General features: G+C 36.4%; 11 protein-coding genes. 6 read left to right on the top strand and 5 right to left on the bottom strand.

Annotation, left to right across the window (positions count from 1 at the left end; genetic code table 11):
• Window positions 1-89 precede the first annotated feature (89 nt).
• The 4 genes from ACSHWW_RS03125 (at window position 90) to ACSHWW_RS03110 (ending at window position 9432) form a co-directional block, all read left to right on the top strand.
• The gene (locus ACSHWW_RS03125; protein WP_435680957.1) at window positions 90-2669 is read left to right on the top strand and encodes a DUF5686 family protein; all 2580 of its coding nucleotides are present in this window, start codon (window positions 90-92) and stop codon (window positions 2667-2669) included.
• A 250-nt stretch (window positions 2670-2919) separates the two neighbouring features.
• On the top strand, window positions 2920-5673 hold the full coding sequence (locus ACSHWW_RS03120) for a BspA family leucine-rich repeat surface protein (RefSeq protein ID WP_435680956.1): 2754 nt from the start codon (window positions 2920-2922) through the stop codon (window positions 5671-5673).
• 211 nt (window positions 5674-5884) lie between these two features.
• Window positions 5885-8317 (top strand): sodium-translocating pyrophosphatase, encoded by a 2433-nt coding sequence (locus tag ACSHWW_RS03115; RefSeq protein WP_435680955.1) that lies wholly within the window; start codon window positions 5885-5887, stop codon window positions 8315-8317.
• 86 nt (window positions 8318-8403) lie between these two features.
• On the top strand, window positions 8404-9432 hold the full coding sequence (locus tag ACSHWW_RS03110; RefSeq protein WP_435680954.1) for an App1 family protein: 1029 nt from the start codon (window positions 8404-8406) through the stop codon (window positions 9430-9432).
• Between the two features lie 142 nt (window positions 9433-9574).
• Here ACSHWW_RS03110 and ACSHWW_RS03105 read toward each other — a convergent pair whose 3' ends face one another.
• From ACSHWW_RS03105 to ACSHWW_RS03085, 5 genes are all read right to left on the bottom strand, one after another.
• A complete protein-coding gene (locus tag ACSHWW_RS03105) occupies window positions 9575-10492 on the bottom strand; it encodes a hypothetical protein (protein WP_435680953.1) in 918 nt (305 codons plus the stop codon).
• 58 nt (window positions 10493-10550) lie between these two features.
• On the bottom strand, window positions 10551-11168 hold the full coding sequence (locus tag ACSHWW_RS03100; protein WP_435680952.1) for a deoxynucleoside kinase: 618 nt from the start codon (window positions 11166-11168) through the stop codon (window positions 10551-10553).
• 1 nt (window position 11169) lies between these two features.
• Window positions 11170-11961 (bottom strand): hypothetical protein, encoded by a 792-nt coding sequence (locus ACSHWW_RS03095; RefSeq protein WP_435680951.1) that lies wholly within the window; start codon window positions 11959-11961, stop codon window positions 11170-11172.
• 389 nt (window positions 11962-12350) lie between these two features.
• On the bottom strand, window positions 12351-13040 hold the full coding sequence (locus ACSHWW_RS03090) for a response regulator transcription factor (RefSeq protein ID WP_435680950.1): 690 nt from the start codon (window positions 13038-13040) through the stop codon (window positions 12351-12353).
• A complete protein-coding gene (locus ACSHWW_RS03085) occupies window positions 13033-14535 on the bottom strand; it encodes a sensor histidine kinase (RefSeq protein ID WP_435680949.1) in 1503 nt (500 codons plus the stop codon). The genes ACSHWW_RS03090 and ACSHWW_RS03085 overlap by 8 nt, the downstream gene beginning before the upstream one ends.
• A gap of 115 nt (window positions 14536-14650) precedes the next feature.
• On the opposite strand from ACSHWW_RS03085, the gene ACSHWW_RS03080 reads away from it, so the two are divergent.
• Together ACSHWW_RS03080 and ACSHWW_RS03075 are read left to right on the top strand one after the other, a co-directional pair.
• Window positions 14651-15520, top strand: a complete 870-nt coding sequence (locus tag ACSHWW_RS03080; protein ID WP_435680948.1) for a GLPGLI family protein — start codon at window positions 14651-14653, stop codon at window positions 15518-15520.
• An 83-nt stretch (window positions 15521-15603) separates the two neighbouring features.
• Window positions 15604-16485, top strand: a complete 882-nt coding sequence (locus ACSHWW_RS03075) for a GLPGLI family protein (RefSeq protein WP_435680947.1) — start codon at window positions 15604-15606, stop codon at window positions 16483-16485.
• Window positions 16486-16496: the final 11 nt, after the last annotated feature.

The raw sequence follows: 16496 nt of genomic DNA, 5'->3' as shown, positions 1-16496 counted from the left end.
CCCAGTCTAATAGCTGGGCTTTTTTAATATTTCAAAAACAAATTACCCAAAAAGTAGTTTTATATTCGACTTCTCTTAGACTTATTGATATGATTAAATATTACGCTTTCTTGTTATTACGCTTTCGCGAAAGCGGAACAAAAAGAAGTTCATGCCACACTAGTTGCGGTACGAAAGCGAATTCTTTAAAACCATTATTGCTATTATTACTAGTAGTAAGTACGGTTGCAATGGCGCAAACTAAAGTAGGTGGAGTGGTTTATGACGAGTTTGGCGATACGGTTCCGTTTGCAAATGTTGTTTTCCCTAACTCTAGTGAAGGAACGATTACCAACGATGATGGGAGATTCTACTTGCAGTCTGACTCTAATTATGACCGCATTCAGGTTTCTTTTATAGGTTATGAAACCTTGACTTATACGCTGGAATCTAAAGTAAACTTAGAACTCAGTCTTACCTTGAAGACAGAAGCTGCAGCACTGGACGCTGTGGTAATTTATACGGGTAAAACTTCCAAAAAGAACAATCCAGCCCTAGACATACTGCGCAAAGTATGGGAAAACCGTCGTAAAAATGGTCTTTCTCAATTCAAGCAATATCAGTACGATAAGTACGAGAAACTAGAGTTTGACATGAATACCATCGATAGTCAAATGGTGAACTCTAAACTGTTCCGTGGTATGGAATTCATATTTGATTATGCAGATACCAGTGCGGTGACAGGGAAAACATACTTGCCTATTTTTATTAATGAATCTCTAGCAACTGTGTATGGTGATAATGAGATGAAAAAGGAAAAGACAAACATAAAGGCAAATAAAAACTCTGGTTTCTCTGATAATCAAACCATAATCGCGTTTGTAAAAGATCTGTATGCAGATATAGACGTGTATGAACGCTACTTAAAATTCTTTGATAAGAGTTTTACGAGTCCAGTAGGAAAGAGCGGTATTGATACTTATAATTATATATTGAGAGATACGGCGATTATCGATGGTGTAGAGGCTTATAATATTATTTATTATCCGCGTAGAAAAGGTGAGTTGACTTTTAAAGGAGATTTTTGGGTCGCTGCAGACTCTTATGCTATTAAAGAAATCAATCTACAAGCTACTAAAAGTGCCAATGTGAATTGGGTAAAAGAAATATACATCGAGCAGGAATATGAGGTTTTAAACGACAGTCTTTTCCTTATTACTCGTGACTATTTTATGAGTGATTTTGCGCTTAATAAAAAAGAAGAGTCTAAAGGAATGTATGGTAAGAGAACCACGCTCTTTAATAACTATCAATTTGATATCCCTAAAGATGAAGATTTTTACAAGCGCAGGGTAAATGATTATGATCCCGAAATCTATGATCGTGATGAGGCTTATTGGGATGAGAACAGATTAGAGAAACTCAACAAAGATGAGAAGCAAATCTATACCATGCTGGACACGCTCAAGACTAATAAGAAGTTCAAGCGTCTTTATAATATAGGTTCCATATTAGCATCTGGATATTATGAGGTAGATAATTTTGACATAGGACCTGTGTTTAGCACTTTTGGTTTTAATGAAGTAGAAGGATTGCGCTTGCGAGCTGGTGGACGTACGTTCTTTAGTTCAAACGATATGTGGCGACTAGAAGGTTATGGAGCTTATGGATTTAGAGATAACCAGTTTAAATATGGTCTGGCTGGAAAATGGATGGTGGATAAGAAAAGCAGACTTACCATTTCTGGTGGAAATAGAAGAGATATTGAACAACTAGGAGCTAGTTTAACAAATACTAATGACGTGCTAGGTCGCAGTCTTGCTTCAAGTGCTTTAATCACAGCAGGAAATAATAACAGCCTTTCCAGTATTAACTTGACCACACTTGGAATCAGTTTTGAGCCTAAATACAATCTAGAATTCCGTTTAGGAACGAGTTACAGAACCATTAAAAGTGGTGCTCCAGACGTATTTAGCCTTGATTATTTTGATGTAGACGCTCCAGGCGGCATAGAATCAGAAACTCGTCAAGCAGACGCAAGTCTTACCATGACCTACACGCCAGGTCGTAAAACATCTAATTATGGTGTAGATAGAACACTCATTAATGGTGGAGAATATCCTATCCTCTTTGCGAGTTACACACGCGGATTTGAAGGATTGCTAGAAAGCGATTTTAACTTTGATAAAGTACAATTCTATTACAGTCATCCATTTCAGTTTGGGCCTTTTGGAAGATTGACGGCTCGTGTTGAAGCTGGAAAGACCTTTGGTGAAGTACCACTTGCATTATTAAATGTAGTTCCTGGAAACCAGACTTATTTTAATATTACCGGAGCATTCAATACCATGAATTTTTATGAGTTTGTGACTGATGAATACGTAACACTTCATTTAAACCATAATTTCAATGGTAGATTGTTCTCTCGCATTCCTTACTTAAGAGACTTGAATTTAAGAGAACTAGTAGGATTACGTGCCGTTTATGGAAAGATCAGTGATGAAAACATCGCTTTAAACGCCAGCGGTTTGAATTACTTAGCACCAGAAGATATCTACTGGGAATACAGCGCAGGAATAGGGAATATCTTTAAAGTATTCCGTCTCGATGTAAGTTTTAGAGGTGGCTACAACTACTTACCAGACGCTCGATCTATGGCGATAACGGGTAGTTTTGGGTTTAGTTTCTAGAAACCCAAACCCCTTTGAACAAAGGTGTCTAGCTGGTTAGCATATCAATTTTACGATTGATCTCAATACTTGCTCTTAACGTCGTTCTACTGCATAACGATGTAGATTTTTTAATGTCATACCGCTGCAGAGCGGTATCGGTTGGTTTTATCCAGATTTATTTTACACACTTTCTTCCTAAAGATTTCCCTTACAATTCATTATTAGTTGTATTTTGTGTACTGTTTTTGAATGCTTTAGATTTTTATATATGAGAGTTTTTACGATTGTTTTTTTGTTTTTTGGATTGTTTGCGAGTGCGCAGACTCCTGATGATTTTGTGTTTGATGTAGATGTAACTAGTTCGTATAGTTTTAGACTTACATCATATACTAATGTTGCGATAGATTGGGGCGATGGAGTGACTAATTCTTACGTTTCACCTAATAATTTACAAGTGACTCATACATACTCAATTCCAGGAGTATATACAGTAATTGTAACAGGTCCACTAAATGCTATATACCTTTTTCTGAATGATGATGTAGTTATTACTCAATGGGGTAATTCTCAATTTCTAACTATGGAAGGGGCATTTAGTAGTTGTCAAAACCTATCCATAAATGCCACTGATGTACCAGATTTGAGTAATGTAACCAGCATGTCTAGAATGTTTATCGGTGCTACAAATTTTAACTCAAATATTTCAAATTGGGATGTTTCAAATGTTAGAGATATGAGTCATATGTTTAACAACACTCATACATTTAATCAATCTTTAGCGACTTGGGACGTATCCAATGTTACTAATATGGAAAGAATGTTTTATGAAACAGGTGCTTTTAATCAGCCTTTAAATAATTGGAATGTTTCTAATGTTACAAATTTAAAAGCAATGTTCAGTCGATCTATAGCTTTTAATCAACCGTTAGATAATTGGGATGTTTCTAATGTGACAGATATGTCATTTATGTTTAATTATTCAGTCGCTTTTAATGGGTCATTAAATAATTGGGACGTTTCAAACATAAATAATATGACTTCAATATTTTCCTATACGACAGCTTTTAATCAACCACTAAATAATTGGGATGTTTCAAACGTAAATTTTATGGCTCGAATGTTCTTCCATGCGACAGCTTTTAATCAACCGCTGAATGGTTGGAATGTTTCAAATGTCATGACTATGGACGAAATGTTTGGAAACGCTTTAAACTTTAATTCTGATATTTCTAATTGGGATGTGTCCAATGTTTCTGATATGGACAGAATGTTCCAGCAGGCAGGTCAGTTTAACCAGCCCTTAAATAGTTGGGATGTTTCTAATGTTCAAACGATGAATTTTATGTTTGATCGTGCCTCAGCATTCAATCAACCTTTAGATAATTGGGATATTTCTAGTTTAAGTACAGCACATAGTTTATTTAATAATGCGTTATCATTCAATCAAAATATTTCAACATGGAATTTCCCGTCAGTGGTGATTTATGATCATTTTTTGGATAATACTGCATTAGACTCAACTAACTACGACCAATTTTTAGCACGATTAGTGGAATTGAATTTAACGAATAATACATTGGGCGCACAATATTTAGAATACTGCGATAGTTTTTCACGCTCTATTTTAATCCAAAATGGATGGAGTATTTTTTTTGATTCTCAATCGACTGATTGTCCAGATAATAACTTAAACGGCTCTGTTTTCTATGATCTTGATGTGAACGGTTGTAGTGCCAGTGATGTACCATCTCAAAATGTTGCCATTAATATAGCTGATGGAACAATTGACATCACTGTTTTTACCTTTAATGGTCAGTATAGTGTCAACTTACCTGATGGAACTTACACGGTAACACCAGCTACCAGTACAAATTTGTTTTCAGGTACTCCTGCAAGTATAAATGTTACAGTTTCAAACGCAGCAACTGTAACCCAAGACTTCTGCCTAACGGCGACTTCTCCAATAGATGACTTAGAAGTAACCATTCTACCACTTCAGGAGGCACGACCAGGTTTTGATACAGACTACAAACTTATTTATAAGAACAAAGGAACTACTGTATTATCAGGCTCTGTGGATTTCACCTATGAAGATGATTATATGGATTTCTTAACCGCAACTCCTGCTGTAACCACTAGCAGTGTTGGTGCTTTAAATTGGAGCTTCTCAAATCTTAATCCTTTTGAAACACGTGAGATAGAATTTTCCATGAGCCTCAATACACCTACAGATCCTAATTTCCCTTTAAATAGTAATGACATTCTCAACTTTAATGCGACTGTAAATCCTACAGCAAGCGATGATACTCCACTAGATAATGTGTTTGATTTACAGCAAACGGTGGTCAACTCTTATGATCCTAATGATAAGACTTGTTTGCAAGGTGAAACTATTTTACCTAGTGATGTAGGTGAGTATGTTCATTACAGAATCCGTTTTGAGAATGAAGGAACGGCTAGTGCGATTACCGTAAAAATTATAGATTATATCGATACGACTAAATATGATATTTCTACCTTAATTCCATTAAGCGCCAGTCATGATTATATCACTACTATTACTGAAGGCAACAAAGTAGAATTCCTATTTGATAATATTAATTTACCATTTACAGCTCCTGCAAGTCAAGGTTACGTATTATTCAAAATTAAAACGGTAGATACACTCGTTCTAGGAGATGATTTCTCCAATCAAGCCGAGATTTTCTTTGATTTTAATGCATCCATTATTACAAATCTTGAAACAACAACAGTCGCTACAACTGCTGGTTTAAACGATAGAAATTTGTTTGCAGTTCAATTGTATCCTAATCCTGCGCAAGATGAAGTAACTCTTTCTAGCAATACTGCTTTCAATTCGTTTACCATTTATAATACGACAGGAAACGTGATTTTAAGAGAGCAGTTTGAAGAAGGAACTATTTCACAGAAGATTTCATTAGAAAATGTAGCTTCTGGATTGTACTTCATTGAAGTTTCAAATGGAGAAAATCGTTCTGTGAGAAAGTTGTTGAAGCAGTAGGTCTCTAGTCCATATTGATTTTTCTTGATGTCATACCGTTGCATAGCGGTATCGGCTAGTATTATCTAAATGCTTTTTTAGTACGCTTTCGCGTAAGCGTAATCATCTAAATCAATAGCAATGCCCCAAGAATAACCTCATGAAAACGTTGTAGTTTCGTTAACATTATTTTATTACTTTAGCGAGATTTTAAAAACCAAACAATTTATTTATGGAATCATACATGATTTATATGCCATTAGTTATGGCAGCACTAGGATTACTTTATATGTTCATCAAGAAATCTTGGGTATTAAAGCAAGATGCTGGAGATGGGAAAATGAAAGAGATTTCAGATCACATCTATGAAGGTGCTCTTGCCTTTTTAAATGCAGAATATAAACTACTAGCCATATTTGTGGTAGTAGTAAGTGTATTGCTATTTATAGTATCTCTAGTAGTTCCTTCTACGCACTGGATGATTGTTATCGCATTTATATGTGGAGCAGTATTCTCAGCTTATGCTGGAAACATAGGGATGAAAATCGCAACCAAAACAAACGTAAGAACCACCCAAGCAGCTCGTACGAGTTTGCCTAATGCTTTGAATGTATCCTTCGGTGGAGGAACCGTAATGGGATTAGGTGTTGCAGGTCTTGCTGTTCTAGGTTTAACAGGTTTCTTTCTAGTATTCTATCATTATTTTATGGGTGGAGCATGGACTGATACTGAAACGATGACCGTAGTACTTGAAACACTTGCTGGATTCTCTCTAGGTGCTGAGTCTATTGCACTTTTTGCACGTGTAGGTGGTGGGATTTATACTAAAGCTGCCGACGTAGGTGCTGACCTAGTAGGTAAAGTAGAAGCAGGAATTCCTGAAGATGATCCACGTAACCCAGCAACGATTGCCGATAATGTAGGAGATAACGTAGGTGATGTTGCCGGAATGGGTGCAGACCTCTTTGGTTCTTATGTAGCAACAGTTCTTGCGGCAATGGTTCTAGGAAATTATGTGATTAAAGATATGGGTGGAAACATCGTTAATGAAGGATTTGGCGGTATAGGACCAATCTTATTACCTATGTCTATTGCTGGTGTAGGTATTATCATCTCAGTAATCGGAACACTATTAGTAAAGATTAAAAGTAATGATGCTAAAGAATCTCAAGTTATGGGAGCTTTAAACGTAGGTAACTGGACTTCTATAGTACTGGTTGCTGCAGCGTGTTTCGGTCTTTGTAAGTGGATGCTTCCTGAAACCATGAAAATGGAATTCTTCGGTGAAGGATTGATTGAGATCTCTTCTATGAATGTATTTTATGCAACATTAGTTGGTCTAGTAGTAGGAGCAGTGATATCATCTGTTACAGAGTATTATACTGGATTAGGTAAATCACCTATTCTTAAAATCGTTCAACAATCTTCAACAGGTGCAGGAACTAATATTATAGCTGGTCTTGCCACTGGTATGATTTCTACGTTCCCATCAGTATTATTATTTGCAGGTGCGATCTGGACTTCTTATGCATTTGCAGGATTCTATGGAGTTGCTCTAGCAGCAAGTGCGATGATGGCAACTACAGCTATGCAATTAGCAATTGACGCATTCGGTCCTATAGCAGATAATGCTGGTGGAATTGCCGAGATGAGTGAACAAGAACCTATCGTACGTGAACGTACAGATATTCTAGATGCCGTAGGTAACACAACTGCAGCAACCGGAAAAGGATTTGCTATTGCGAGTGCAGCATTAACGTCACTTGCACTATTTGCAGCTTATGTGACCTTTACAGGAATAGACGGAATTAATATTTACAAAGCACCAGTACTTGCGATGTTATTTGTAGGTGGAATGGTGCCAGTAGTATTTAGTGCACTTGCCATGAATGCCGTAGGTAAAGCAGCTATGGAAATGGTAGAAGAAGTACGTCGCCAGTTCAGAGATATTCCTGGAATTATGGAAGGAACTGGAAAGCCAGAATATGATAAGTGTGTAGATATTTCTACAAGAGCGTCATTAAAAGAAATGATGTTACCAGGTTTATTAACCATAGGTTTCCCATTAGTAATTGCATTTGTTCCTATGATTTTTGGAATGGATCATCTTGCCATTGCAGAGATGTTAGGTGGATATATGGCTGGTGTCACCGTAAGTGGTGTTCTTTGGGCTATTTTCCAAAACAACGCTGGTGGAGCATGGGATAACGCAAAGAAATCTTTTGAAGCTGGTGTTGAAATCAACGGTGAGATGACTTATAAAGGCTCTGAAGCTCACAAGGCAGCAGTAACTGGAGATACTGTAGGAGATCCATTTAAAGATACATCTGGACCATCTATGAACATCTTGATTAAATTGACTTGTTTGATTGGTCTTGTGATCGCACCTATCTTGGGTGGTCATGCAGTAGATGGGCAAGTAAATACTTCTCAAGAAATTGAAAAGGAAATCGTATTGAATACTGCAGCAACAACTTCAGTAGATCAAGACTTAGATATTCAGAAATCTGTAAATGCAGAAACTGGAATAGTAACAGCTACCGTTTCTTATAAAAGATCTGCAAATGGTGCAACAATTACTAAGTCTCAAAAATTTATAGGAACTGAGGCTGAGGTTAACGCAAAAATCGCTGCTCTCGATAAAGAGATTTCAGAGTTTAAATAAGCTCTATTTCTTAATTTTAAAATCCCATTCTGGCACAGCTGGAATGGGATTTTTTATTTCATCCATTTATTGTCTATTTTCACACCATGGCTCTATTTAAACGCGATCCTTGGATACTAGATGTTTACCGCACGTACAGTGGTGATAATCATCTATACATACGTGGTCGTGCGCTTGAAGATCAACCGCTCAAGCACTATGAGCAGCAAACCTTTTATCAAACCTTGCGCAATACCTGGCGTACTTTTAAGACGGACGAGATCCGTAACGCGCTTGTGGTACTCACATTGTCAAATGGTACCCAATTTGAAACTAGAGCAGACCATGAAGGTTATTTCCTGTTTGATATAAAGGTGCATATCCCACTAGAGCAACTCACAGATGAGGAAGGTTATTTGAGTATTTCGGTAAAATTTGATGAGGATAATGCCGCTTTCGCGAAAGCGAAAAAACAAAAACGACTGACCAGAAACAACTTTAAAGGTGAAACGCTCATTCCGCCTAGCGTTGCTACGTATGGAGTGATAAGCGATATAGACGATACAATCATGCATACTGGTGTGACCAGTTTCTTAAAAATACGTGTTGCTTTTAATACCTTTTTTAAAAATTATGACCGCAGGTTGCCTTTAAAAGGAGCTGCAAATTTATATCAGTTATTACATCGAGGAATTACGGGAAAGGATCAAAACCCTATGTTTTACCTCAGTAACAGTCCGTGGAATTTATATAAATACCTCGAGAAATTTCTCGATTTCCATGGATTCCCTAAAGGTCCTATTCTTCTCAGAGATTTCCCGACACCTTGGGATAGAACACCTAAACTCAAACGACCACACAAAGCACACGAGTTGCTTAATATCTTAAAGCATTATCCAGACATGAATTTCATTCTCATAGGAGATAGCGGCGAGCATGATGTGGATTATTACAAAGACGTTGCAGAAAAGTACCCAGATCGCATCATGGCGATTTACCTAAGATCTGTCAACCATGAGAAAAAAATGGCAAGAGTACAGTCCATTGCTGACTCCTTTAATATTTGCCCTATGTTACTTGTTCAAGAATCTAAAGAAGCCGTCGCTCACGCACGCGAAATGGGATGGGTAATTTAGTAGGCAGTCTTAAATTCATGTAGCTATTAAAAGTAAAGAGATGGCATGTCAAATTTATAAAACCTGATTGAAAACAAATTTCTCGATACTAACATGCCGAGATTGAGTCTTGGCATGTTTATTTTATAAAAGTTTTATCCATTTACTGACTCCAATGACCTTTGAAATAGACTTCTTTGCCTATAAGATCATTAACTAAATCGCATTCTTCGTCACCATAAACGCTGTAGGTGAAAGTCGAAGTGTTTTGTTCTGTGTTCTGGATAAACATTGGATATTCCTCAAGAATACATGTAGACTTGCTTTTAAAGTAGATGTACATTCCACTATAGACTCCATTTTCCGTTCCTGAATCAATTTTAATATCTAAATATGTAAAGAATTCGGGATCATCAAAATCTGAGGAATAATCATCATTTTTTTCAACCCGTTGTTTAATAGAGGTAATCGATGCAGTGAACGGAACTTTAAAGATCTCTTTACGATTTTTTAGCGTTTCACTTTGGCGCATTTTTTCTAATGAAATGTCTACGCTTTTTTTCTCTGCAGTTAGAAAAAGATTGTCAAAAGAGCTATTATATTTTTTATCAACTTCCTTAGTGGTATTCAAATAATTAAAAAAAACAGATTGATCGCTCTCTAATTCGTAATCATATAAATAACTAGGATATTCTAGACGTAAAAGAATTTTAAAATTCTCAAAATCTAATATTTCATACTTTAAACTTAAGTAACTTTCTTTAGGGTCAAAATCTTTAAGTGTTGTAGATTCAATTCTTTCGATTTTGACTCGATTTTCATAAACCGTCTGACCCTTTACCACAAAGATAGTTTTTGGTTTTAAAATTAGTATGTTGTTCTCTATACTATAGTTTCCTTTATAGGTAGACGTTCCAAATTCATTTCCCTCACAACCTCTTCCATCATTAACAAATACAAAAGATTGATCATTATATAAATCCAGTTTTAAATTGGTGCCGATAGTGCGATGAATAAATGTCATTTCCTGTCCAAAGGAAAGGCAACAAAAAAACAGTAGAAATAATAATGGTCTTGTCATTCCAATCAAACGAATTTTTGATATGTAATATTTTGAAGTAAAGGAATAGACCAAAAAATTAAGCAAAAAGCCCAGTCATTTCAGCATCAATCTTATTGATAATATCTCCTAAGTCCTCAGGATTATTTACAAAGTCGATGTTATCTACATCTATAATGAGAAGATTACCTTTATCATAACCATGAATCCATCCTTCATAGCGCTCATTCAAGCGACTTAAATAATCAATAGAAATGGTGTTTTCATAATCACGTCCACGTTTGTGGATTTGGTTCACAAGATTAGGAATAGAACTGCGCAGGTAGATCAGTAAATCTGGTGCTGCGACAAGTTTTTCCATCAAATCAAAAAGGGAAGAATAGTTATCAAAATCACGTTGCGATAATAATCCCATCGCATGAAGGTTAGGCGCAAAAATGCTCGCATCTTCATAAATCGTACGATCCTGAATAATCTTTTTACCACTTTCACGTATTTCAAGTACCTGGCGGAAACGGCTGTTCAAGAAATATACCTGCAAATTAAAAGACCAGCGCTCCATGTCAGTATAAAAATCCTCTAGGTAAGGATTCTCAAGGACGTCTTCAAATTGTGGAGTCCAGCGGTAATGTTTTGCGAGTAATTTAGTAAGAGTGGTTTTCCCAGCTCCTATGTTTCCAGCGACAGCGATATGCATATTATAATTTCTTCAGGTTGATTGTAGAAACGTATAAACGCTTCTGGCTGTAAATATAAAGTTTTCCACCCTTTAGATAAAGAGATTCTGGTGTGTTTTCTTGAGAAATAGGTGTTGTTAACTCGGTTTCGCGCAAGCGGAATTCCCGATCAAATCGATACCATTTCCAACCATGATCTGTTTTAAATCCCAATTGCTCAAAATCAAACGCAACTGGAAGTGAAACATCTTCTTTAATGCGACTGGTTTCACTAGCATAAGAATTAAAAGTGACGATTCCTTTTTCTGTAATCACATGGCAAAAGTTGTAATCACTTTGCATAGCAATTGCATTTGAGGATAGAGGTGTGGTACTATTAATGACTTTATTGTTTACATAATCATAAAGCTCCACTCGCGACATGTCAAGATTATATAACCATAATCGGCGTTCTCCAGCCAGTCGAGCATGTTCAATAAAACGCTGAGGTTTGAGCGTATTAAAATTAATGCGTAATTGCTCATTGAGTCGATTATCTAGGAAAACTAAGGTTTGCGTATCGCGATAAAATACAAGAATCTTCAACGGATTGATAATATCCACACTCGCGATGTCGCCTAATTGAATATCATAAAACTGAAACTCATCTTTTACAGAGTTTTTATACAATACGTTGTCTGTGCTATAATAGATGTTTACAAAATCATCAATCCCATAAAAATTATCACACTCCAGTGGAATACCTTCGGTAGATGTGATTTGAGCTTGTGAGAAACAAGCGCTTAAAATAAAGAATAGAAATATCCATTTCATGGTTGTAAAATACGACCAATTTTTTTTAAGTTTTCAGTTTTCAGTCCTTAGTCCTTAGTCTTAGATTAGTAATTCAAGTAGAAACTTAGATTTCCTTCACTTACAATTACTTCGTCGTTGTACTCCTAGAAATGAAAGTTTGAAACCGTCATTGCGAGCGACTACGCATTGTCATAGTTGGAGCGACGCAATCTTTAGGAATAGCTTACTGCACTTTGAATAAGATATTATCATCGCAGCTCCTTTCCTCAGATGAGGAAAGGTGAGCAAAATGCAGCGCAGCATAATTTTGGTCGGAAAGGTTGAAAATACAGATGTTGATTAAGTATCGAGGTTCGTTGTTGCAGCAATGGCAAAAATGAATAATGCTAGTTCATTATGCGATCACCTTAAGGCGCAATCAATTTATACCCATAACCACGTACATTCACAATTTCTATTTGTGAGTCTTTGGCAAGTTTTTTACGCAACTTTGAGATAAAAACGTCCATGCTACGTCCAGAGAAAAAGTCATCATTTCCCCAAAGCTTATTAAGGATAAAAGAGCGATCTAGAACGGCGTTTTTCTTTTGTAATAAATGATACAATAAATGCGCCTCGCGATGAGTCAATTTCACGGGTTCTTGTGAATCGTAACTCAACTTTTGCTGTGGGAAATTAAAAGTATAGTCACCTACTTGAAAACTTGCAGCGGTTTGTTGGGTTTGTTGTCGCGATAGTAAGTTATTAATACGTACAATCAGTTCTTCCATGGAGAAAGGCTTCTTGAGGTAATCATTCCCACCTACATGGAAACCTTCCAGAACGTCTTCAGTCTGTGATTTTGCGGTGAGAAAAATGATAGGCATTTCTTCGTTGACTAATCTTATTTTTTTTGCCAGTGAAAAACCGTCTAACTCTGGCATCATCACGTCGAGAACCGCTATTTGCGGAATTTCGTTTTCAAAGGACTGATAAGCCTGCACACCATTCACGCAATGAGTTACTTTAAAACCTCTGGTTTCTAAGCTTTCCTTGATGATAAGTCCCAGCGCAGGCTCGTCCTCGGCTAATAATATATGTGTCTTTTCTTTATTCATAAGGCAAGACTATTTTGAATTGAGTGCTTGGTTGAATATTCACGGTTATAGAACCACCATGTTTTTCAATAATTGATTTTGTGTAATATAATCCTATCCCAAATCCTTTAACGTCGTGCACGTTTCCTTTAGGTACTCTGTAGAATTGGTTGAAAATGTTTTTAGATTCCTTAGCAGTTAAACCGGTTCCTGAATCAGTTACTAAAATTTCAAAGTGTTCTTTAGTTTTAAAAAGCTCTAGTTTGATTTCATGACCGCCATATTTAATGGCGTTATCAATAAGGTTGTTAATGGAGTTTTCTAGATGAAACCCATCTCCCATAAAAATAGATTCACTGGAATGATTGATAAATTGAATCTCTTTAGAAGTTTGTGGTTGAAACTTTGTTACCAGATTAGAAATCATTGTTGCAAGTTCTATTTCACCTTTTTGTAGCGCTAGTTCTTTACCATCTAGACTGGCTGTTTCTAGTAGTTTTTCTACCATATTGTTGAGCTTCTCTAGTTGCTCACGTCCCATATTGAGATATCGGTTAGTCTTTTCAGTATCTCCACTATTAGTAAAACTTTGTACACCTTCTAGTGCTGCGCTTGTGGTAGCAATAGGTGTTTTAAACTCGTGCGTGATGTTTGAAATAAGATCATTTTTCATCGCGTTGAGATCCTTTTGTCTCTTAATAATGTTTAATAAGTAGAATAAACACAATATTATACTGGCTATTAATAAAGTAGAAAGCAAGATTCCAGTAAGGTTGCGCTTTAATACATTTGTATTTAAACCACTATAAATTAATTCTAGTTGATTCTCTTCATTGATAAGTTCTGATAGACTGGTAAGTGCTTCACCCGAGAAAGAGTTTGCGACAGTTTGAAAAGTAGAGTCTGGTGTTTTGTAAACCAGTTGATGATTAATAGAGATGTCCTTTGCGGTCAGTTGATTTTTAAAAAGACTATCTACTTTTTCCACATGCAACTTATCAGATTTTATGGAGAAAACAATCCTATTAGTGAGCTCTTGAATTTCAGTAATAGACTCCTCGTCTGAGAAAGTAACATTGGATAGCTTTATAGAGCTGGAGTCGGCACCTTTAAAGTCTTTAAATATCATATCAGGTAATCGATCTTTTGAATCTATTTGAAACTGCGGTAGTGTGTCGGCATGAATCCCTTTAAGGATAGTGATGCCTTTGATATCTACACTGTCAGGAAAACGTAATTCATCATTTTCGTCAAGATTCTTGAAGTCAAATTGCTCAAAAACTTCAGTGATACCAAATCCTTGATTACCATCATTTATAAAACTGATGGTGTTGCTTTTGGCTCTCAAAGTAAAATAATCTTCCACGCTTTGATCCAGTGCCGTCTGTAAGTCTGTCTTTAACTGGCGTTCACTTTCCTTATAGTTTTTATAGTTCCAGTACACTTGTATGGCAAGTGTCACGGCTATTACAGCGCTTATTAAATATAGTAAGTATCGATAGGATTTCTCATTCATAATATCAAAGGTGCGACATTAAAGCCTTGTAAAAAAGCAGGTTAACACTCGTTAACGTTGGTTAACGCTGTATTTGAGTTAATAGATGCATCTTTGAACTATCAAAATAAATATTATGAAAAAGATACACATTACACTGATCAGTTTTTTGATTCTCGCTTTCGCGAAAGCGTACACAGCAAAAGCTCAACAAGACTTTAAAGCCAAAGCAACTTATGTAGCTCTTACAAAATTTGATATGCCCGATGATTCAACAATGACTAAAAAGGCAGAAAGTGACCCTATTATGAAGCAAGTCATGGAGCAATTAAAAAAAGGAAGTAAGCAAGAATATACACTTGAATTTACGAGAACAGAATCTTCTTATGATAAAGTACAAGAATTGGCTACTCCAGGTGGACCTAGTAATGGATTCTCAATGTCCTTTTCTACAGACAGTGGAGTAGGAAGTACGATCTATAAAAATCTTAACGAGAAAACCTTTATTAAGCAAGGAAATATAATGGGTAAGGAGTTTGTCATCAAGGATGAGTTACCTACTTATGAATGGCAGTTGCTCAATGAGACCAAAAAAATAGGACAATACAATTGCTTTAAAGCGATTTATGTTCCTGTAGTAGAGGAGATTGAAGAAGAAGATGAAAAAGCGGAAGAAGAAGAGAATTCTAGTATGATTGCAATGATAGATAATTATGACCCTACTATTACTGCATGGTACACGCCAGATATTCCAGTGAGTAATGGTCCTGGTGAATATCATGGTTTACCGGGATTAATCATAGAAGTGCAGCAAAGTGAAACTACTATTTTATTAAAAGAAATAGAGATGAATCCTAAAGAAAAATTAGAACTTAAAAAGCCTAAATCTGGAAAGGAAATCAATCAGGAAGACTTTGATGAACTTCAAGAGAAAAAAATGAAAGAAATGATGAAGAATCGTGGTAGAGGTAATGGAGGAATTTTTATACAAACCATAGGCGGATAATTAAACCTTAATACTTTTTGATAGTCTTAACTTATAAAAGAAAGCATCTGCCTAATTTTAGGCAGATTAAAAGAAACAAGACTATGAAAAAAATACTATTCGTAATTACCTTATTACTAGGTGTTCATGTGGTTAATGCACAAGAAATGTATGGTGAAGCTACCTACATGTCTAAGGTGAAAACTGACATGAGTTGGGCCGAAGGGAATCGTGATATGACTCCTGAACGTCGCAAGCGTATTGAAGAGAACATGAAAAAGATGAATGAAAAAATCTATATTCTCAAATTCAATCGCACAGAATCTACTTATAAAGAAGAAGTAGCACTTGAAGCTCCTGGACAAGGTCGCGGTTGGGGCGGCATGATGGGAACGATGATGGCAGGAGATAAGTACAAGAACATCACTGATGGAACTTATACAGAGCAGCGCGATATGATGGGTAAGACTTTTTTAATCCAAGATTCTTTACCTCAGCTAGAATGGAAAATCACAGGTGAATCTAGAAAAATAGGTAACTACACGGCTATGAGAGCTACAGCTACCATTCCAAGTGGAGAATTTGACTGGACTAACTGGAGAAGAAGACGTGGTGGTAATGAAGAAGAAAAAGCAGCGCAAAAGAAAAAAGATAGTATCGCTCAAGCCAGTGGTGATCTTACAGCGATGTTTGATAAGCCAGACGAAATTGAAGTGGTGGCGTGGTTCACACCTGAGATTCCAGTGCAACATGGCCCAGGAATTTATGGAGGTTTGCCAGGATTAATTCTAGAAGTAAATGCTGGAAATACCACTTTACTTTGTTCTAAGATTACTATTAATCCTGAAGAAAGAGAAGAAATAAAAGCTGCAAAGAAAGGTGACGTGGTAACTCAAAAAGAGTATGACGCTACTTTAAAACAAAAAATGGAAGAAATGAGACAGCGCTGGGGCGGCGGTCGTGGCCGTGGTCGTGGCCGAGATTAATTCTCAATTCT

The organism is Nonlabens sp. (genome assembly GCF_051251825.1).
Taxonomy (GTDB): Bacteria; Bacteroidota; Bacteroidia; order Flavobacteriales; family Flavobacteriaceae; genus Nonlabens.
Note: the sequence above shows the minus strand (reverse complement) of the source record. Positions and strands in the feature narration are given on the sequence as shown.